The organism is Curtobacterium sp. Leaf261 (assembly GCF_001422205.1).
Taxonomy (GTDB): Bacteria; Actinomycetota; Actinomycetes; order Actinomycetales; family Microbacteriaceae; genus Curtobacterium.
The window spans coordinates 392,321-412,124 of record NZ_LMMJ01000007.1; the positions used below are offsets into that span (position 1 = coordinate 392,321).

19 protein-coding genes are annotated in these 19,804 nt (G+C 71.6%); 9 read left to right on the forward strand and 10 right to left on the reverse strand.

Features of this window, described 5'->3' with window-relative positions; all coding sequences use genetic code 11:
- Positions 1–66: 66 nt before the first annotated feature.
- The 4 genes from ASF23_RS07160 to ASF23_RS07175 form a co-directional block, all read right to left on the reverse strand.
- Positions 67–1,503 carry an LCP family protein gene (locus ASF23_RS07160; RefSeq protein WP_055951048.1) on the reverse strand — a complete coding sequence of 479 codons (1,437 nt, stop codon included), beginning with the start codon at positions 1,501–1,503 and terminating at the stop codon, positions 67–69.
- Positions 1,504–1,675: 172 nt separating this feature from the next.
- Positions 1,676–2,329, reverse strand: coding sequence for a LysM peptidoglycan-binding domain-containing protein (locus ASF23_RS07165; protein WP_055951050.1), 654 nt, complete (start codon positions 2,327–2,329; stop codon positions 1,676–1,678).
- A 441-nt stretch (positions 2,330–2,770) separates the two neighbouring features.
- Positions 2,771–3,574: a glycoside hydrolase family 16 protein gene (locus ASF23_RS07170; protein WP_055951052.1), complete on the reverse strand. Its 804-nt coding sequence runs from the start codon at positions 3,572–3,574 to the stop codon at positions 2,771–2,773.
- A gap of 167 nt (positions 3,575–3,741) precedes the next feature.
- A complete protein-coding gene (locus ASF23_RS07175) occupies positions 3,742–4,563 on the reverse strand; it encodes an aldo/keto reductase (protein ID WP_055951054.1) in 822 nt (273 codons plus the stop codon).
- Between the two features lie 270 nt (positions 4,564–4,833).
- On the opposite strand from ASF23_RS07175, the gene ASF23_RS07180 reads away from it, so the two are divergent.
- The 3 genes from ASF23_RS07180 (at position 4,834) to ASF23_RS07190 (ending at position 6,983) form a co-directional block, all read left to right on the forward strand.
- The gene (locus tag ASF23_RS07180; RefSeq protein WP_055951056.1) at positions 4,834–5,115 is read left to right on the forward strand and encodes a DUF1905 domain-containing protein; all 282 of its coding nucleotides are present in this window, start codon (positions 4,834–4,836) and stop codon (positions 5,113–5,115) included.
- A gap of 89 nt (positions 5,116–5,204) precedes the next feature.
- A complete protein-coding gene (locus tag ASF23_RS07185; RefSeq protein WP_055951058.1) occupies positions 5,205–5,879 on the forward strand; it encodes an SDR family NAD(P)-dependent oxidoreductase in 675 nt (224 codons plus the stop codon).
- Between the two features lie 216 nt (positions 5,880–6,095).
- Positions 6,096–6,983 (forward strand): SDR family oxidoreductase, encoded by an 888-nt coding sequence (locus tag ASF23_RS07190; protein WP_055951060.1) that lies wholly within the window; start codon positions 6,096–6,098, stop codon positions 6,981–6,983.
- Between the two features lie 63 nt (positions 6,984–7,046).
- Here the strand turns inward: ASF23_RS07190 and ASF23_RS07195 are convergent, their stop codons facing one another.
- A complete protein-coding gene (locus ASF23_RS07195) occupies positions 7,047–8,780 on the reverse strand; it encodes an AMP-binding protein (RefSeq protein ID WP_055951062.1) in 1,734 nt (577 codons plus the stop codon).
- A gap of 118 nt (positions 8,781–8,898) precedes the next feature.
- Between ASF23_RS07195 and ASF23_RS07200 the strand changes: the two genes are divergently transcribed.
- From ASF23_RS07200 to ASF23_RS07215, 4 genes are all read left to right on the forward strand, one after another.
- Positions 8,899–10,101 carry an MFS transporter gene (locus tag ASF23_RS07200; protein ID WP_055951064.1) on the forward strand — a complete coding sequence of 401 codons (1,203 nt, stop codon included), beginning with the start codon at positions 8,899–8,901 and terminating at the stop codon, positions 10,099–10,101.
- Positions 10,102–10,365: 264 nt separating this feature from the next.
- Positions 10,366–10,953, forward strand: coding sequence for a YdeI/OmpD-associated family protein (locus ASF23_RS07205; RefSeq protein ID WP_055951066.1), 588 nt, complete (start codon positions 10,366–10,368; stop codon positions 10,951–10,953).
- A gap of 99 nt (positions 10,954–11,052) precedes the next feature.
- Positions 11,053–12,303: an MFS transporter gene (locus ASF23_RS07210; RefSeq protein WP_055951068.1), complete on the forward strand. Its 1,251-nt coding sequence runs from the start codon at positions 11,053–11,055 to the stop codon at positions 12,301–12,303.
- Between the two features lie 261 nt (positions 12,304–12,564).
- Positions 12,565–13,611 carry an NAD(P)-dependent alcohol dehydrogenase gene (locus tag ASF23_RS07215; protein ID WP_055951070.1) on the forward strand — a complete coding sequence of 349 codons (1,047 nt, stop codon included), beginning with the start codon at positions 12,565–12,567 and terminating at the stop codon, positions 13,609–13,611.
- 110 nt (positions 13,612–13,721) lie between these two features.
- On the opposite strand, the gene ASF23_RS07220 is transcribed toward ASF23_RS07215, so the two are convergent.
- Positions 13,722–14,204: an ATP-dependent zinc protease family protein gene (locus ASF23_RS07220; protein WP_055951072.1), complete on the reverse strand. Its 483-nt coding sequence runs from the start codon at positions 14,202–14,204 to the stop codon at positions 13,722–13,724.
- 87 nt (positions 14,205–14,291) lie between these two features.
- Here ASF23_RS07220 and rimK point away from each other — a divergent pair, with 87 nt between their 5' ends.
- Positions 14,292–15,494 (forward strand): 30S ribosomal protein S6--L-glutamate ligase, encoded by a 1,203-nt coding sequence (rimK, locus tag ASF23_RS07225; protein WP_055951075.1) that lies wholly within the window; start codon positions 14,292–14,294, stop codon positions 15,492–15,494.
- 247 nt (positions 15,495–15,741) lie between these two features.
- Here rimK and ASF23_RS07230 read toward each other — a convergent pair whose 3' ends face one another.
- From ASF23_RS07230 to ASF23_RS07240, 3 genes are read right to left on the reverse strand one after another with little or no spacing between them, the layout of a single operon-like run.
- Positions 15,742–16,710 (reverse strand): hypothetical protein, encoded by a 969-nt coding sequence (locus tag ASF23_RS07230; protein WP_055951077.1) that lies wholly within the window; start codon positions 16,708–16,710, stop codon positions 15,742–15,744.
- Positions 16,711–16,723: 13 nt separating this feature from the next.
- The gene (locus ASF23_RS07235; protein ID WP_055951080.1) at positions 16,724–17,245 is read right to left on the reverse strand and encodes a hypothetical protein; all 522 of its coding nucleotides are present in this window, start codon (positions 17,243–17,245) and stop codon (positions 16,724–16,726) included.
- Positions 17,246–17,299: 54 nt separating this feature from the next.
- The gene (locus ASF23_RS07240) at positions 17,300–17,752 is read right to left on the reverse strand and encodes a hypothetical protein (protein ID WP_082473901.1); all 453 of its coding nucleotides are present in this window, start codon (positions 17,750–17,752) and stop codon (positions 17,300–17,302) included.
- Between the two features lie 79 nt (positions 17,753–17,831).
- Here ASF23_RS07240 and ASF23_RS07245 point away from each other — a divergent pair, with 79 nt between their 5' ends.
- A complete protein-coding gene (locus ASF23_RS07245) occupies positions 17,832–18,716 on the forward strand; it encodes an oxygenase MpaB family protein (RefSeq protein WP_156364317.1) in 885 nt (294 codons plus the stop codon).
- Between the two features lie 188 nt (positions 18,717–18,904).
- Here ASF23_RS07245 and ASF23_RS07250 read toward each other — a convergent pair whose 3' ends face one another.
- Positions 18,905–19,795: an NAD-dependent epimerase/dehydratase family protein gene (locus tag ASF23_RS07250; protein ID WP_055951083.1), complete on the reverse strand. Its 891-nt coding sequence runs from the start codon at positions 19,793–19,795 to the stop codon at positions 18,905–18,907.
- Positions 19,796–19,804: the final 9 nt, after the last annotated feature.

Below are 19,804 nucleotides of genomic sequence, written 5' to 3' on the forward strand. Positions count from 1 at the left end.
TCCTGGCAAGTGTAGAACCATCGCGTCCGTGGTGCGGCTCCGGCTCCGGCTCCGGCTCCGGCAGCGTCAGTTGATGCAGCTGCCGTCCGTGCCGTAGGCGTTCCCGGCCGGCGTGCTCGAGGGCGAGGACTCCGCGGACGCCTCCTTGGAGGGTGCGGCGGGATCCGGCGCCGCCGCGGAGCTGTCGCCGGCCGCCGGGGTGCCGGACGAGGGGACCTTGCCGTCCGTGCCGAGCAGGAGCGTCACCGAGCTGACCGACGACGTCAGCACCGCGGTCGACCCGGGGACGGCGTCCGCGACGGCCTTGGCCTGCGCCTCCATGCCGGCCGGGTACTCCACGAGCGTGCTCGCGGTCGAGGTGGACGACCCCGGCGTCCCGACGGCGAAGCCGAGCGCGGTGAGCTGGGTCGATGCGGCCGCTGCGGCCCCGGTGACACCGCTGCCGTTCAGGACGGTGACGTCCACCCCGGCCGGGCTCGACGCCGTGGCATCGGTGTAGGCCTCGGGCGGTCCGATGAGGCTCTGGATGTACGCGGGCATCCCGGCGGTGTCGACGACGTCGACGTCGTTCCCCGCGATGGTCGCGAACGTGACCGGGAGGGTGTCCGAGCGGATGTCGCCCGGACGGAGGTTCCGGAGCTGGGTGGCGAGCTGCAGGAAGTTCAGCCCGTCGTCGGTCGTCAGTGACTGCTTCACGGTGTCGAGGACCCGCGTGGTCTTCACCGGGTTGAGCAGGGTCCCCGCGGAGAGGACCTGCTTGGCCTCCTGCGCGAGGAAGTACTGCTGGCGGACGGTCCGGTCGATGTCCCCGCGCGGCAGTCCGTGTCGCTGGCGGACGAACTGGAGCGCCTGGTTCGGTGCGAGCTCCTGCACACCCGCCGGCAGGTTGATGCCGGTGTAGCTGTCCTTGACGGGGTTGTTCAGGCACACCTGGACCGGCCCGAGCACCTGCACGATCCGGTAGAACTTGATGAGCGACACCTGGACGTAGTGGTCCATCGTCAACCCTGTGAGGTTCTGCACCGTCTGGGTGAGGAGCTGCGCGCCGCCGCTCGCACCGCCGCTCGCCATGCCGAGCGGGTAGGCGCTGTTGATCCGGCCCATGCCGTGACCGGGGATGGCGACCCACGAGTCACGCGGCAGCGACAGCATCGTGGCGCTCTTCCCGTCCGCGGCGATGTGCAGGACGATGACGGTGTCGGTGTTGATGCTGCCGGGGTGGGCGTCGGTGCCGAGCTCGTGGAGCTCCTCGGGGGTGGCGTCCGCGGGCCGCTCGTCGTCCCCGACGAGCAGGATGTTCTGGGCCGTGCCGTCGAGGTCGTCCGTGGCGGCGCCCGACGGCTTCGACAGGGCGTCGACGTGGGACACGCCCGTCGAGAACCTGGTGTAGCTGTACGCGGAGTACCCGCCGACGAGCACGATCACTGCGGCGAGGACCCCGGAGACCACGGGGAGGACGATCCGGGTGTGCGCGCGCCGAGCGTGGCGTGGAGCGTACTTCATGCTGACACCGTAAGTGATCCCATCGCAGACATGCTGAATACACCCCCGTTCAGGGGGCGTGCGGCCGGGCGCCGCCGAACGAGAAGTGCCCATCTGTCGGGTGCCGTGGGCGACTCGACAGATGGGCACTTCTCACCGCAGGCCGGACCGGGCCAGGCCGGGCCAGGGCGGGTCAGGCCGGGAGCTGCAGGACCTGGCCCGTGTAGATCAGGTCCGGGTTCGCGATCGTGCTGAGGTTCGCGGCCTGGAGCTTCGTGTAGCCGCCGTCGATCCCGAGCGTCGTCGCGATCTTGTCGAGGGTGTCGCCCGCGACCACGGTGTAGGTCTGCCCGCTCGTCGGGACGGCCGCCGGGGTCGCCCGTGCCGCCGGAGCCGGGGTCGCGAGGTGACGCGGTGCGGCCTTCGTCGCCGGGGCGGCGGCGGGCGCCGGAGCGGCAGCCTGCGCCGGGGCAGCAGCCGGAGCCGCCGCGGTGGGCTGTGCCGCGCCGCTCGCGCCGACCTTCGCCGAGCAGGTGGGCCATGCGCCCCAGCCCTGCGCCGCGAGCACGCGCTCGGCGACGGCGATCTGGGTGGCCTTGCTCGCCGAGGACGCCGAGCCGGTGCCGCCGTAGGCCGCCCACGTCGACGGGGAGAACTGCAGGCCGCCGGAGTAACCGTTGCCGGTGTTGATGGCCCAGTTGCCACCGCTCTCGCACTGGGCGATGGCGTCCCAGGTCGATTCGGGTGCCGCGCTCGCGGGCGCTGCGGTGAGGCCGACACCTGCTGCGGCGATGCCGGCGAAGGCGAGTCCGCCGAGGAGCGTGCGGGTACGAGTCTGCTTCTTCATGGTGATGATCCCTGTTCCTTCGAGGCCGCTGACGTCGTCGATGCGACACGGACTGCCCGCCTCGTACCGGTAGCGGTCGAGGTACGGTCCCCGCCGCGGGGCAGTGTCGCGCGCGAGCGGGGCCGGTGGTGCCGAACCGCCAGAGGGGCGGCGCACCGTCCCCCCGAGCCCGGGAGAGGGGCTGCCGGGAGGAACGGGGATGACCATAGGAAATGCCCGGACCGACCGCAAACGCGACCGTGCGGTCTACCGGGCGGCCGGGGCTCGGTACCGAGCGATCCTGTACGGCCCGATCCCCGCGGCCGAGGCGATGCACCCCCCGTTCGAGGGGCAACATCACAGTCCCCTGTGAACCCGTCCCAGGGTGCCGGAGGACGGACTGGAGGGACGGGGCGGCGCCGCCCCGTCCCTCCAGTCCGTCCGTCGCCGGTCAGGCGAGCGTCACTTCCAGATCGACACCCAGTCGACGTCGACGTGCCCGCTGCTGCTCTGCGGAACGGACCCGAGGATCGCGGTCTCCGCCTGCAGCGCGACCCGCATCGGGCTCTGCGGCACGGCCTTCGTCGTCTGCGAGACGAGCGTGTCGTCCCAGTAGAACCGCACGATGCCGTGGTCCCACTCGGTGGTGGCGACGTGGTAGCTCGTGGTTCCCGTCGACGTGTGCTTCTCGACGGAGTGGTCGAACACGAGCTGGCCGTTCCGGAGGCTGCCCGGGATGCCCGACGCCGGACGGGGGGTCTCGCCGAGGTCGCCCTCCGGCCAGTCGATTTCGCCCTTGTTCCAGTCGTCGCGATCCGGCCAGAGCATGCCGACGAACTTGTAGCCCGCCGTGTCCGTGGTCTTGTACCGGACGGAGACCCGACCGGTCGTCATCGTCGACCAGCCGGCCGGCATCACGGTCGCGGCGAGCGGTTGCCCGTTCTCCGAGTGCACCCAGTAGTCGAGGTTGCCGTCCTTGACGCTGAGCACCCGGTTCGGTGCGTAGACGCCGCGGCCGCTGGTGTCGCGGCCCCCGTTGTACGTCGTGAGCGCCGGGTACTTCTGCAGGACCGAGCCGAGCGGAGCCGGCGTGTTGAAGTCCTCCCGGTAGGCCTGGTGCCAGGTGCGACCGTTCGAGCGGACGTCGCCGGTCGGGAGCGAGGTCGTCGCGGCGGATGCCGAGACGGGTTGTTGGGCGATGCCGAGGGCGAGTGCCCCGGCAGCGACGAGGGCGAGCGGTAGTGCGATGGTCTTGTTGAGGGTCATGCCTGTCGTTCCTCCCTGTTCAGCGTGGTCGCGGAGCAACCACGGACCGAGGAACCATAACCCGTCCGGTGCCCCCCGAACAGGGGCCATGCATGAACACCCGTCGCGCAACGCGAAGACCCCGGGGGACGGACCGATCGGTCCGTCCCCCGGGGTCTCGGAGCCGCTCAGGACGCGGTGTCCACCAGCCCGTCGAGGAACGCCAGGTCCTCGGCGGAGACCGTGAAGTCGACGTCGGCGTTCTCGGCGATCCGCGACGGCGTCGTGGTCTTCGGGAGCGGCAGGACGTCCTTCTCGAGCAGGTAGCGGATGCAGAGCTGCGCGACGGACTTGCCGTACTTGTCCGCGATGCCCTTGACGTCCGCGTTGTCGAGGATCGCGCCGGTGGCCAGCGGCGAGTAGCCCTCGACGAGGATGTCGTGCTCCTGGCAGAAGGCGGTCGTCTCGTCCTGGGTGAACCCGACGAACCAGCGGATCTGGTTGGCGTGCGGGGTCACGGTCGCGGTCTCCATGAGCGACTCGATGTCGGCGACGTCGAAGTTCGAGATGCCGATCGAGCGCGCACGACCGGAGGCGTGGATCTCCTCGAGGGCCTTCCACGCGGCCTGGTTGCCCTCGCGGTGGTCGGTGTGCGGGTCGGACCAGGGCCACGGTGCGTGGATGAGGTAGAGGTCGACGTACTCGAGGTCGAGTGCCGACATCGTCGTCTCGAAGCTCGCGAGCGCTTCGTCGTGGTCCTTGACCTCGGCCGGCAGCTTGGTCGTCAGGAAGATCTCGTCGCGCGGGATGCCGCTGTCACGGATCGCACGACCGACACTCGCCTCGTTGCCGTAGGCGCGTGCGGTGTCGATGTGGCGGTAGCCGACGCGCAGGGCCTCGGCGACGGAGTCGTACGCCTCGTCGCCGTCGGGGATCTGCCAGGTGCCGAAGCCGATCTTCGGGATCTCCACGCCGTTCGCGAGGCGGAAGGTGTCGGTGAGGGCGGGCATGGGTGTTCTCCTTCGAACTACGATGCGATGCGGTGGGTGGCGAGCCGATCGCGGACCGGCGGGCCGTGTGGAACGCTACCCGCGCCTCCCGTCGGGTGTGCCGCGCCTGCGCGGTGTCCGGACGATCGTCGGAGAACACGCCTAGGGTGGGCCCACCTCCACCGGATCAGGTTGGAGGTGCGGGGGGCGGCCGGAGCGCGTTCGGGTCGCAGTTCGGCCGCTTCCCCGTGTTCCCCGGCGCGGCGCGGCGCGGCGCGCTATCGTCGCGCCATGGAGCTCCACTTCAGCGGACCGCTCTGGTACTGGCGCGGCCCCGCGCCGTTCCACTTCGTCACCGTGCCCGCGGACGCCAGCGCGGAACTCGCCGAGATCGCTCCCCTGGTCAGCTACGGGTGGGGCATGGTCCCCGTCCGCGTCCGGATCGGTGCGACCACGACCACGACGGCGCTCTGGCCGAAGGACGGCGGGTACATCGTCCCGGTCAAGAAGGCGCTGCAGACGGCGGAGGGACTCGAGATCGACGACGTCGTCACGGTGACCCTCGAGGTGTGAGTCCTGAACCCCCGCTCCGCGCCGATGGGTACGGTCGGCGGCGACGAACCGGTCCGAGCAGACGGCCGGTCCCTGCAGAGGAGCACCACATGAGCACCATCGCCATCATTGGCGCCGGCAAGGGCCTCGGGCTCACCGTCGCCCGTCGCTTCGGCCGCGAGGGCTTCGCCGTCGCGCTGATCGCCCGGAACCAGGAGCGGGTGGACGCACTGGCCGAGACCCTCCGCGACGAGGGCATCAGCGCCGAGGGCTTCACCGCCGACGTCCGCGACACCGCCTCGCTGCAGCGGGCCCTGGTGCACGCTGCCGAACGCCTCGGCATCATCGAGGTGCTGCAGTACAGCCCGCTGCCCGCCAAGGAGTTCATGCGGCCGACGCTCGAGACGACCGCCGAGGACCTCGTCGGTCCGATCGAGTTCTCGGTCTACGGACCCGTCACCGCTGCGCGCCAGGTCATCCCCGGCATGCGGTCGCTCGGGAAGGGCTCGATCCTGTTCGTGAACGGTGCGAGTGCCGTCCGTGCGCGTGGAGCCGTGACCGGGACCTCGATCGCCTTCGCCGGCGAGAGCGCCTACGCCGAGCTCCTGCACGAGGCGCTCGAACCGGAGAACATCCACGTGGCGCAGCTCATCATCCCGCGGGGCATCGGTGGCGGCGAGGAGTCGCACGAGCCGTCCGTCCTGGCGGACACGCTGTGGCGCCTGCACAGCGAGCGCGGTGACTTCCGAACGTACGCGGCAGATCTCGACGCACCGTCCGACTGACGAACTGGAGGGACGGTGCCAGACCGCACCGTCCCTCCCGTCCGGTGCGGTGCGGTGTTCAGAGCACGTCCGTCCAGGCCGAACACGCGGATCCCGGTGTTCCCGGCGGACGCGCGTGTTCGGAACACCCCGCGGCACCGCCGCCTGCGGAAGCCCCCGACGCGGTCGACGGACATCCCTGGACACCCGACACGCGGCCATGAGGACAGTGGACGCATGAGCCAGTACGACAAGCAGGACCCGAACAGCCTCTACCCCGCACCGCCGTACCCGAAGCAGGAGCAGTCGCTGCCGGGTGCCGCGTACAAGATGGACCCGAAGCCGGACCACGGCGAGGAGAGCTACGTCGGCCTCGGTCGACTCAAGGGCTACCGCGGCATCGTCACCGGGGCCGACTCCGGCATCGGCCGCGCCGCCGCGATCGGCCTCGCCCGCGAGGGTGCCGACCTCGTCCTCTCCTACCTGCCCGACGAGCAGGAGGACGCGGAGCAGGTGCGCGACCTCCTCGTCGCCGAGGGCCGGACCATCGTCCTGTTCCCCGGGGACATCTCCGACGAGCAGTACTGCAAGGACCTCGTCCAGAAGGGTGTCGACGAGCTCGGCGGCCTCGACACGCTCGTCATGGTCGCCGGCCGGATGGACAGCAACGACGACATCCTGACCCTCGACACCTCGATGTTCGACTCGACGTTCAAGACGAACATCTATTCGCTGTTCTGGCTGACGAAGGCGGTCGTCCCGCACCTCGAGCCGGGTTCCACGATCGTCACGACCGGGTCGATCCAGGCGTCCACCCCGTCGGCGGACAAGATCGACTACGCCGTGTCCAAGGGCGCGATCAAGCTCTTCACCGAGGCGGTCGCGCAGCAGCTCGCCCCCAAGGGCATCCGGGTCAACTCGGTCGCCCCCGGCCCCGTGTGGACGCCGCTCCAGCCCGGGTCCGACGACGCCGAGACCGTCTCGACGTTCGGTCAGGACTCGCCGTTCGGTCGCCCCGGACAGCCCGCCGAACTCGCCGCGGCGTACGTCCACCTCGTCAGCCCGGAGTCGAGCTACAGCTCGGGTTCCACGATCACGATCGCGGGCGGCACGCCCGCCTTCTGACGGGCTGACGGGCGGTCGGACTGGAGGGACGGTGCCAGCTGGCACCGCCCCTCCAGTCCGTCATCAGGGCCGTCCACCGGACCGCAACCCGTCGAAGTCCGTGTCGCGCCACTCCTCGGCCTGCCGGGTCGACTCGTCGGTCGCGGCGAGCGCCTCGCGGTCCCGCAGTTCCACGCGGCGGATCTTGCCGGAGATCGTCTTCGGCAGTGCGCCGAACTCGACGCGGCGGACGCGCTCGTACGCGGGGAGTGCCGTGCGGGCGAACGCCAGGACCGCGCGGGCCGTCTCCGCGTCCGGCTCCCACCCGGCGTTGAGCGTCACGTACGCCTTGACGACGTTCAGCCGGGTGTCGTCGGGTGCCGGCACCACCGCCGACTCCGCGACCGCGGGGTGCTGCAGGAGTGCGCTCTCCACCTCGAACGGCGAGACCTTGTAGTCGGAGGACTTGAAGACGTCGTCGGTGCGGCCGATGAACGTGAGGACGCCCTCGTCGTCGACCGACGCCACGTCCCCGGTGTGGAACCATCCGTCGCGGAGGGCGCTCCTCGTCCGGTCCGGGTCGCCGAGGTAGCCCGCCATCAGGTTGACCGGGCGGGTCGTCAGGTCGAGGCAGACCTCGCCCTCGGCCACGGCGGGTTCGCCCGTCACGGGGTCGACGAGCGTGACGGTGACCCCGGGCAGCGGGTGCCCCATCGCGCCGGGTCGCACCGTTCCACCCGGGCTGTTGCCGACGATCGCCGTCGTCTCGGTCTGGCCGTAGCCGTCGCGGATGGTGCGGCCCCATGCGCGCTGGACGCGGCTGATCACCTCGGGGTTCAGGGGTTCGCCGGCGGACACGACCTCGCGGAGTGCACTCGGCCGGGTGCCGAGGTCCGCCTGGATGAGCAGGCGCCACACGGTCGGCGGCGCACAGAACGTGGTGACCCGCGCCCGCTCGAGCTGGTCGAGGAGCGCAGGGGCGTCGAAGCGCTCGTAGTTGTAGACGAACACGGTGGCCTCGGCGATCCACGGGGCGAAGAAGCAGCTCCACGCGTGCTTGCCCCACCCCGGCGAGCTGATCGCGAGGTGCACGTCGCCGGGGCGGAGTCCGAGCCAGTACATCGTGCTGAGGTGTCCGACGGGGTAGGACACCTGCGTGTGCACGACCATCTTCGGCTTCGACGTCGTGCCGGACGTGAAGTACACCAGGCAGGGGTCGTCGGCGCGCGTGACGACGTCGGGACGGGACTCGTCGGCGGGCGCCGGGTCGTCGAGCGTGGTCGGGTAGTCGTGCCAGCCCGCCGCGGCACCGCCGATGACGATGCGCGTGAAGCCACCTGTCACGTCCGTGAACTTCGGCGTCTCGCCCGCGTTCGTGACGACGTGCCGGACGAGTCCCCGGTCGATGCGGTCCTGCAGGTCGGCGGACTCGAGCATCGTCGAGGTCGGCAGGATCACGGCGCCGAGCTTCATCACCGCGAGCATCGTCTCCCACAGCTCGAGCTGGTTGCCGAGCATGAGGAGGACGTGGTCGCCCTTCCGGACACCGAGCCCGTGCAGGTGGACCGCGAGCCGCTCGGACCGGCGCGACATCTCGGCGTAGGTCGTACTCGACCCGGAGCCGTCCACCTCGACGAGCTGGAGGGCGACGCGGTCGTTGTCCCGGGCGACGGCGTCGAACCAGTCGGTCGCCCAGTTGAAGGTGTCGCCGACGTCGGGCCAGCGGAAGTCCGCGCGTGCAGCATCGCCGTCCTCGCGCACGGACAGCAGGTGGTCGCGGGCGGCTCGGTACCTGGCGGTGACCTCTTCGGATCGCATGCAGTGATCATGCCCGACGACCCGTGGAGTCTGCGGGTGCCGGTGCGGACGGCGGCGCGCGGACCGGGGTACCGGTGACCCCTCCCGCAGCACACCGCGCTGGGGTTCGATGGACGCGATGACCACGACACCCGCGGGAGACCACCGCATGACCCGCCGCCTCACCCTGCTCTTCGCGATCGCCGGGGGTGCCGCCGTCGGCAACCTGTACTGGGCGCAGCCGCTCCTCGACGTCATCGCCCGGGACCTCAGGACGGGCACCGCCTCGGCCGGCTGGCTCGTCACGGCCACGCAGATCGGGTACGCGGTCGGCATCCTGCTGTTCGTCCCGCTGGGGGACGTCGTCGACCGGCGTCGGCTCGTACCGCTGGCGCTCCTCGCGTCGGCGGTCGCGCTCGTCGCAGCCGCCCTCGCGCCGACGTTCCCGGTCTTGCTCGGTGCCCTTGCCCTGGTCGGCCTGACCACCGTCGCGGGGCAGGTCCTGGCGCCGCTCGCCGGGGACCTGGCGACCGATGCGGACCGCGGTCGGGTGGTCGGGACGGTCGTGTCCGGGATCCTCGTCGGCATCCTCGTGTCCCGGACGGTCAGCGGTCTCGTCGCCGGGGTCGCCGGGTGGCGCGCGGTGTACGTCCTCGCGGCGGTGTTCGCCGTCGTGCTCGCCGTGCTCCTGTACCGCGCGATCCCGACACTCGAACCGCGGACCCGCCTGCGCTACCCGGCGCTGATCGCGTCGGTGTTCGCCATCGTCCGACGGGAGCGGGCCGTCCGCTGGAGCCTCGTGCTCGGCGGCACCTCGTTCATGGCCTTCACGATGTTCTGGACGGCGCTGACGTTCCTGCTGAGCGCGCCGCCGTTCTCCTACCCGGTGCCGGTGATCGGGCTGTTCGGGCTCGTCGGACTCGCGGGTGCGATCGCGGCCCAGCGCGCGGGTCGGCTCCACGACCGCGGATGGGCGCTCCCCGCGGTCGGCATCGCGTGGGCGCTCGTGCTCGTCGCCTTCGTGATCGCGGGGTTCGGCGCGCGGTCGGTCGTCGTCATCGTCGTCGCGATCCTGGTGCTCGACGTGGCGATCCAGGGGCACAACATCATGGTGCAGTCACGGATGTTCCAGGTCGACCCGTCCGCCAGGAGCCGCATCAACACGGCCTTCGTGACGAACAACTTCATCTGGGGTGCGGTCGGTTCGGCACTCGCGTCGGTGCTCTGGGCCCATGCGGGCTGGTTCGGCGTCAGCCTGGCGGGTGCGGTGCTGAGCGGGTTCGCGCTGACCGTGTGGGCCGTCGGGCGTCGTGGTGGGCTCGTGGTCGCTGCCGCACGCTGAGCTCGGGCACCGGCGCTGGATGGCCCCGAGCCGCGGGGTGGGCCCTCCGGGCTGCATGACACCACTCCCGGCGCATCGCACCATCCGTCGGCAGGGGTGCGATGCGCCGCATGTGGTGCGACGCGCGGGGCGGGGTGCGACGCGCCGCATGTGGTGCGACGCGCGGGGCGGGGTGCGATGCGCCGCATGTGGTGCGACGCGCGGGGCGGGGTGCGATGCGCCGAAGGTGGTGCCACAGAGCCCCGTGGTGCGAGGATCGGCGGCATGAGCCCTGAGCAGCCGGCACCTGAGGTCCTGGTCGTGGCGGATGCGGCCGCGTGGCGTGCGTGGCTGGACGAGCACGAGTCGACCTCCGACGGGGTCTGGCTCGTCCTCGCCAAGAAGGGCACCACGTCGCCGACCTCGCTGACCTATGCGCAGGCCCTCGACGAGTCGCTCTGCAGCGGGTGGATCGACGGGCAGAAGCGGAGCCGCGACGAGAGCACCTTCGTGGAGCGGTTCACCCCGCGGCGGCGCGCGTCGCTCTGGTCGCAGCGGAACATCGGGCTCGTCGCGGCACTCGTCGCCGAGGGTCGGATGCGCCCACGCGGCCAGGCCGAGATCGACCGTGCGAAGGAGGACGGCCGCTGGGACCGCGCCTACGCCGGGCAGTCGTCGGCCGAGCCACCCGAGGACCTGCTCGCCGCCCTCGCGGCGACACCGGGGGCCGCTGCCACGTTCGCGACCCTCGACTCGGCGAACCGGTACGCGGTGATCCACCGGATCGTCACCGCGCCGAGCCCGACGGCCAGGACGAACCGACTGACGAAGCTCGTGGCGATGCTCGACCGTGGCGAGCGCCCGCACCCCTGACGCCGACGGCCGACCGCCGACGGCCGACGAGGCGCAGCACACGGTGCACGGGGCACGCCACACGGGAATGGGTAGCGACCGGGTCCGCTTGACGCCCCCATGACGTCATCGGCACCGACCACCCCCACAGGCTCGGTGCCGACCGCCGAACCGACGACGACGGACCGCCGCGGCTGGCTCAGCGTGCTGTCGGTCGCCCTCGGGTCCTTCGTCCTCGTGCTCTCCGAGTTCCTGCCCATCGGCCTGCTGCCGGCGATCGCGGACGGCCTGCGCGTCGACATCGGCACGGCGGGGCTGATGATCGTCGTCACCGCGCTCTTCGGGGCCGTCGCCGCCCCCGTCGTCACCGTCGCGTCGTCGAGCGTGGACCGGCGAACCGTGCTCGTCGGGCTCACCGTGCTGCTCGTCGTGGCCGACGGCCTCGCGGCGATCGCACCGACGTTCGCCGTGCTACTCGTCGCCCGGATGCTGCTCGGCATCGCGATCGGCGGGTTCTGGGCGATCGGCGCCGGGATCGCGACGCGACTCGTGCACGCGTCCGCGGCGATCCGGGCGACCTCGTTCATCACCGCCGGCATCTCCGTCGCGACCGTGGTGAGCCTGCCCCTCGGTGCGTTCGTGTCCTCGCTCGCGAGCTGGCGACTCGCGTTCGTCATCGGCGGGGCCCTCGCGGTCGTCGCACTGGTCCTGCAGCTCGCCCTGCTGCCGAGCATCCCATCACGACAGCGGGTCCGGTTCGCCACCCTCGGCGCGCTCCTCCGCGTCCCCCGTGCCCGGGTCGGTCTGATCGCGGCGGTGTTCATCTTCATCGCCCAGTTCGCGGCGTACACCTACGTCACGCCGTTCCTCGAACGCACCGTCGGCGTCGGGCCGGACACCGTCACGCTGGCGCTCCTCGTGTTCGGGATCGCCGGCATCGTCGGGAACTTCGTCGCGGGACTCACCCTCGGGCGCACCGTGATCGGGACGATCGGCACCGCGAAGTTCGTCCTCGCCGGCGCGGTGGTCCTGCTGCCGTTCCTCGCCCAGTCGACCGTCGGGGTGTTCGTGGCGCTCGTCGTCTGGGGACTGGTGTGGGGTGCGCTCCCGCTCGCCACCCAGACCTGGATGACGACCGCGACGCCCGGCACGTCCGAGAGCGGCCTCGCCCTGTTCGTCACGACGATCCAGCTGTCGATCTCCGCCGGGTCCGTGCTCGGTGGGCTCGCGGTGACCTCGTTCGGCATCGCGGCGGACTTCTGGTTCGCCGGTGCGGTGGCCGTCGTGGGCGCGGTGGTCCTGCTCACCATGGGCACTCGCCGGGCTGCCCCCGCTCCGGCCCCGGCCCCCGCCCCCGCCTCCGCCTCCTGAGCGACGCATGGCACCACTTCCGGCGCATCGCACCATCCGACATCGGGGGTGTGATGCGCCGACAGTGGTGCCACCCGAGCCGAGCCGTGCCACCCGAGCCGAGCCGAGCCCACCGGACCCGAGCCGAGCACGAGGGGTGCCCCGACAGAACCCCTGTCGCACACCACACCCCGCGTAGCGTGGGTCGTGCACAGCGCCGCCGGCCCTCGGGGCCAGGCCTGGTCGTGCATCCACCCACCCGACGAACCCAGCAGGAGAACCTTGCGCACCGTCAACGCCTACGCCGCCACCTCGGCCACCGAACCCCTCGTCAAGACCACCATCGAGCGCCGTGACGTCGGCCCGAAGGACGTCCAGATCGAGATCACCTACGCCGGCATCTGCCACTCCGACATCCACACCGTCCGCGGCGAGTGGGGCGACATCGCCTACCCGCAGGTCGTCGGCCACGAGATCGTCGGCCACGTCTCCGCCGTCGGCAGCGACGTCAGCAAGCACAGCGTCGGAGACCTCGTCGGCGTCGGCTGCATGGTGAACTCCTGCCGCGAGTGCGAGCAGTGCCTCGCCGGGCAGGAGCAGTACTGCCTCAAGGGCAACATCGGCACCTACACGGGCGTCGACCCGGCCGACGGCACCATCACCCAGGGCGGCTACTCCGAGGCCGTCGTCGTCGACGAGGACTTCGTCCTGAAGGTCCCGGAGTCCCTCGACCAGGCCGCCGTCGCCCCGCTCCTCTGCGCCGGCATCACGACGTACTCACCGCTCCACCACTGGAACGCGGGCCCCGGCACCAAGCTCGCCGTCGTCGGCATGGGCGGTCTCGGCCACATGGCCGTCAAGATCGCGCACGCCATGGGCGCCGAGGTCACCGTCCTGTCGCAGACGCTCTCCAAGCAGGAGGACGGGCTCCGTCTCGGCGCGGACCACTACTACGCCACGAGCGACGAGTCGACGTTCACGGACCTCGCCGGGTCATTCGACCTCATCATCAACACGGTGTCCGCGAAGGTCGACATGAGCGCCTACCTCGGCCTCCTCGCCGTCGACGGCACCATGGTCAACGTCGGCGCACCGTCCGAGCCGCTCGCCGTCCCCGCGTTCGCCCTGATCCCCGCTCGCCGCAGCTGGGCCGGCTCCGCGATCGGTGGCATCCGCGAGACCCAGGAGATGCTCGACTTCTGCGCCGAGCACGGCATCGTCCCGGAGACCGAGCTCATCTCGGCCGACCAGATCAACGAGGCCTACGAGCGCGTCCTCAAGTCGGACGTCCGGTACCGCTTCGTGATCGACGCGGCGACGCTCGCCTGAGCATGACGGACTGACGGACTGGAGGGACGGTGCAAGCTGGCACCGTCCCTCCAGTCCGTTGCATGGCCACGTCGAGGACGCGACCCGCGGTCTCAGGACCGGCCGCGGTCTCAGGACCGGCCGCGGTTCCGGCGGCGGATCTCGCGCGGCGCGCGACCGCCGAGGAACGACCCGGCCGGGTCGACGAGGAAGCCCTGACGGAGGGCCTCGCGGCCGACGAGCATCCGGAAGCCCATCTGGTCACGGTTGCTGAGGGTCGTCTCGGCGAGGACGGTCCGGCCGGCGAGGGCGATGGCGGTCCGGACGACGATCCGTTCCTCGGTGTGCCCGGACGAGCTGCGGACCACGCGGCGGTCGTGGATGTCGCACTCGACGGTCGTGGCGTCAGCGTCCGAGTCCTGCCACGGGTGCACCGAGAACCGCACGCGGTCCCCCGGGAGTTCGACGAGGTCGAACGCGTGCAGGGCGGAACTCCGCGCCCCGGTGTCGAGCTTCACCTTGATCCAGCCGATGCCGAGATCGGGCAGCCCGGCCCACTCGCGCCACCCGGCGACGAACGGATCGCGCCGCGCGGTCTTCGGTCGGTCGGCCATTGCACCATCCTGGCAGCACGACGACGTCCGGGAGTGTCAGGATGTGGTGTCGTCGTCGATCACCCGATCCTGCCGGAGTGCACCCCCATGAAGTTGGCCATCCTGTCGCGTGCGCCGCAGACGTACTCGACCCAGCGCCTCAAGGCCGCAGCACTCGATCGCGGCCACTCCGTCAAGGTGCTCGACACCCTGCGGTTCGCGATCGACCTGTCCGGGTCGGAGCCCGACCTGCAGTACCGCGGACGGCTGCTCTCCGACTACGACGCGATCCTGCCCCGCATCGGCAACTCGATCACGTACTTCGGGACCGCGGTCGTCCGGCAGTTCGAGACGATGGACGTCTACACGCCGAACACCGCGAACGGGATCGCGAACTCCCGCGACAAGCTCCGGGCGAACCAGATCCTCTCGCGGCACGACATCGCGATGCCGGCGACCGCGTTCGTGAACAGCCGTGCGGACGTCCGGATGGCGATCGAACGCGTCGGCGGGGCACCCGTCGTGATCAAGCTCCTCGAGGGGACCCAGGGCATCGGCGTCATCCTCGCGCCGGAGGCCGGGACCGCCGAGTCGATCGTCGAGACGCTGCAGTCGACCAAGCAGAACGTGCTCATCCAGAGCTTCATCGCCGAGAGCCGTGGCCGCGACATCCGGGCGCTCGTCGTCGGCGACCGTGTCGTCGCGGCGATGCGTCGGGTGGCCCGCGGCGACGAGTTCCGGTCGAACGTGCACCGCGGCGGCAGCGTCGAGAAGGTCGAGATCACCCCCGAGTACGAGGAGGCGGCGGTCCGCTCGGCGCAGATCATGGGCCTCCGGGTGGCCGGGGTCGACATGCTCGAGGGCGCCGACGGACCGCTCGTCATGGAGGTGAACTCGTCCCCGGGGCTCGAGGGCATCGAGCGCGCGACCGGGCTCGACGTCGCCGGGGCGGTCATCGACTTCATCGACAACCAGGTCGCGTTCCCGGAGATCGACGTCCGGCAGCGGTTGAGCGTGTCCACGGGGTACGGCGTGGCCGAGCTGCTCGTGCACACGAACGCGGAGCTCGTCGGCCGGACGATCGAGCAGTCCGGGCTCGGCGACCGCGACATCACGGTCCTCACCCTGCACCGCGGGAGCACCGTCATCCCGAACCCCAGGAGCGGTGTCGCGCTCGAGGCCGGCGACCGGCTCCTGTGCTTCGGCAAGCTCGAGGAGATGCGGTCGATGATCCCGGACCGCCGCAAGCGACGAGCGGCACTGCGGAAGCTGCCGAAGTCGCTCCGGGCGTCGGAGGGACCGACGGGCTGACGCCTCGGTGCACATCTGTTCAGGTCCACGAAGTTGGACATGTCCAGTGTTGCCGTCACCGACCCGGAGTGCGTAGCGTTGTCCCTGTTGGTCGTCCCCCCACGACCAGCCCCGCCCCCGGGTGTCTGCCGCTGTCCCCCCACAGTGTTCGGCATCGCGGGGGCACTCTCATGTCGAGGGTGCGCAGCGGCACTCCTGCTCTCGCTCGGATGAGCTCGCTCGGATGAACCCGCTCGGATGGACCCGCTCAGATGAGCTCGAGCCGACTCACGAGCCGCTCGCTCCGGTCGAGTACCGCGCGCTCGGCGTCCGTCGGCGCGAAGTCCGGGTTGAGGAACATCTCGTCGTGCACCTCGACCACCAGTCGGTGCAGCTCGTCGAGTGGCGTCGCAGTCCCGCCCGGTGCGCGGACCCCGACCGGGAGGCGCAGCCGTCGGTCCGGCGACGAGGCCCGGTCCCGCAGCGCCTCGAGCCCGGCGACGAGCCCGGGGAGTTCCCGCGCGATGCTCCGGCGGGTGGCGCCACCGGTCAGCCGCGGGAGTGCCAGCCCGGCGGCCACGAGGACCACCGAGAGCAGCAGCAGGGGTCCGTAACCGCGGTTGACCGTCACCGCGAGCGAGGTCCGCCCCGTGACGGCGATGACGTCCCGCACGACGAGGAGCAGCGCCGTGACGACCGACGACGCGCTCCCGGCGACGAGGAACCCGAGGCTCCACCGCACGATCCCCGGTGCCAGGCGGAAGCCCGAGCGGAGGCACGCGACACCGGCGGCCCCGAGCGTCACCCCGAAGTAGACGAAGTGCGCCATGGAGTAGACCATCGCCGGGACCTGGTCGCCGTAGGAGGTCATGAAGGACGTCGTCGTGCCGGCACCCATCGCGACCTGCGAGAACGCCACCGTCTGCACCACGACGACCACCGCGGGCACGATCCAGGCGATCCCCCGACCGATCGACGGGCCCCCGACGGCCTTCGCGATGCCCCGCGACAGGAAGTACACGGCACCGACGAAGAGCGTCTGCTTCAGCAGGTCGGTGAGGTTGCGGCCCCCGATGAGTGGGTCGAGCGCCAGGTACACCGGGGTCACGGTGACGGTGAACGCGAGGGCCATGAGCGTCGCCGCGACGAGCACCGAGGTGTCGCGGCCCCGGCGGAACGGGACGGCGCACGCCACGACGACCGCCCACATGACGATCGGCAGCACGACGGCGTTCACCCGATGGACCTGCTCACGAGAACACGCTGAGGAACCGGGAGAGCCTCGGGGGTCCCTGGCGGATCGCGCGCGCGAGGGCGTCGGCCAGGAGCTCGGCCGCGATCTCCGTCGCGTCGTGGAACTGCGCACGCGCGTCCGCCGCAGTGTCGGCGGCGCGCTCGGCCTCGGACCGACCTCCGGGTCCGGCGGCCCCGAGCGTCGCCGCGATGTTGTCCGACGCACGGGCGACCCCGGCGTGGTCGAGGACCAGGTGTCCGACCTCGTGCAGCACCAGCGCGTCCCGGTGCCGCTCCGACCGCGGCGGGGCGATGAGGATCTCGTCATCGTCCTCGCGGGCGTTCCACCACCCGCAGATCGACGTGCCCGCGAGGGTCGGCAGCTCGACGATCGTGATCGGACGCCGCCGCACGCCGGCCACGTGGTCGACGATCGACGACACCGTCAGGGTGTCCGGGAGCGACAACCGACCGAACGCGGTGGCCGCCATCTGCTCACCGGCACGCTGCGCCTCGAGCAGAGGATTCCTCGTGGACATGGGTCGATCGTACGCGGGGTGGGGGCGGAGGGTGGTCGGGCTCGGTCGTCCGCGTCAGTCGCGGCGTGACGCCTGCTGCTGCTCGAGGTACTGCGCGATGGCTCGGTACGCCGCGGGGTCGGTGTCCCCGAGGTTCCGGGCCGCGAAGTTCTGCACGCGCGAACGACGGAGCGCACGGACGAGGTGCATCTCGGCGTCCATGGCCGCCGGCAGCTCCTGCTCGCCGCGGAGGTACCCGACGTCGACGCCGAACAGCTCCGCGAGCCCGACGAGCAGGTCGGCGTCACGGACGCGCCAGGCGTCACCGCTCAGCATGTAGCCCCAGCGTGCACGCGAGAGCGGGATGCCCTTCGCCTCGACGAACGCACGGACCTCGGCGAACGTGTACGGCGTCCCGCGGACCACCTCGACGTGGTCGAGCAACAGCGCGAGCCGACGGGCGAGTTCGCGGGGCTCGGGACCCTCGGTCGTGCGCGGTTCTGCGGCAGGTTCGTTCGGACGGTCCATGCTCGACGGCTCCTCCCCAGCGGGTCTGTCCGGCCCTGACGCCGAACGGTTCGATCCGCTGCATGTCTACCATGAGTGGATGCGAACGCGAGCGGCGGCCACCGGACCTTCGCGCCTGGCGGAACCGGGCCTCCCGTCCGTGTCGGAGGCGGACGAGACCCTCTTCGGGTCGTACCGACGTGCGGTCCTGACCGACCTCGGCACGGACTTCCGGCTCGGTTTCAAGCTGGCCTACTTCGCCAACTTCGCGAGTCCGGCGATCGCCGCGCCGCTCGACGCGTCGTCCGAGATCGCCCGGCAGCCGATGCGCCGCGCGAAGGACACGTCGATCGTGGTCTACGAGATCCTGACGAACGGGTTCGACTCGGAGCGTGGCGCACGGATGGTGGACCTCCTCCGGCGCGTGCACCGGGGCGTTCCCGGCTCGGCGGACGACTACCGCTACGTCCTGTTGACACTCCTCGTCATCCCGGTGCGGATGGTCGACCGGAGCGGCCCACGGCGTCTGACCGATCGAGAGCGAGCCGACGCCGCCCGGTTCCACTCACGGCTCGGCGCGGAGATCGGGCTCGACGACGCCGAGGTCACCTACGCCGAGGCGGTCGCGTTCTGTCGTCGGTACGAGCGTGAGCACCTCCGCCGGAGTGCCGCCGGCGACCGCTTGACGGCGAGCACGCTCGGTGCGCTGCTCGCGTCGGTGCCGGCTGCGCTCCGCCCGCTCGCCGACGTGGTGGCGCGGTTCGGCCTGAGCGCGCTCCTCGGCGATCCGCGCATGGCGCGCGCGCTCGGGTTCCCGGTGGTGCCGGTGCCGGTCGCGCGGGTGGTCGCCGCCCTGCGCCGCGCGGGTCGACGACGCGGTCGTGACGGCCTGGAGGCGCGGATCGCCTTCACGAGCGGCGAACCGTCGCGCACGTACCCGGCCGGGTACCGCCTCGACGAGATCGGCCCCGGGGCGGATCGGTAGCGCGTGGCGCGTCGTGCGGCGCGCGTCGTGGGGCGCGCGTCGTGCGGCGCGGAGGCAGGCACCGCTCCGCACGGGAGCGGTGCCTCCCCCCAGGTGACCTCCGGCCGCCGCTGGTTCCCACGGCAACCCACCTGGACACGTCCAGGTGCTCGTTCAGCGTAGCCGTCCGGCCGAGTCTTGACGAGTCCTCATGCCGATTCGGGGTCGATGTGCTCCAGGTCCGCCAGGAGGCTCTCGTGCGTCGGCTCCCACCCGAGCGCCTGCCGGGTGCGCGTGCTCGTCGCCGGCTGGTCCATCGCGAAGATCGGCCCGAACGGCCCGAAGGTGTCGTCGGGCACCTGCTCGACCGGGAGTCCGAGGCGGCGCCCGATGACCTCGGCCATGTCGCGGACGGCGTCCCCCTCGTCGGCGACGGCGTGCCAGGCGGTCCCCGCGGGCGCGGACTCGAGCACCAGGCGGAAGAGCACCGCGGCGTCCCGCGCGTGCACGGCCGGCCAGCGCTGCGTGCCGTCACCCGGGTAGCCGGCCACCCCGGAACGGCGAGCGGCCTCGGTGAGGAGTCCGGCGAACCCGCCCCGGCCGTCGGCGTGCACCGTGCGCGGCAGCCGGACGGCGGCGGCACGGACTCCGCGGTCCGCGAGGGCGAGGGCAGCCATGACCGATCGCGCCCGACCGGCGACGGGACCTTCGAGCGGCAGCGGATCGGCCTCGGTGGCGGCGCGCCCCTCGACCCACGGCGTGCCGGACACCACGGCGAACGGCCGGTCACTGCCGATCAGTTCCTCGCCGAGCGCAGCCATCGCGGCGCCCTCGTCGGCGATGCCCTGGGCGAGGACCTCGGCGGACCCGTAGTCCCGGCCGAAGGCGAGGCTGATGACGCCGTCGGACTGCGCGGCACCCGCGCGGAGGACGTCGAGGTCGGTCAGCGCGCCGCGGATGGTGGTGGCACCCGCGCGCTCCAGGGCCTCGACGGATGCGTCGGACCGGGCGAGTGCGAGGACGGTGTGGCCGGTGGCGAGCAGCTCGGCGACGACGGGGGTGCCGATCGTGCCGGTGCCGCCGGTGACGAAGACGTGCATGGGATCTCC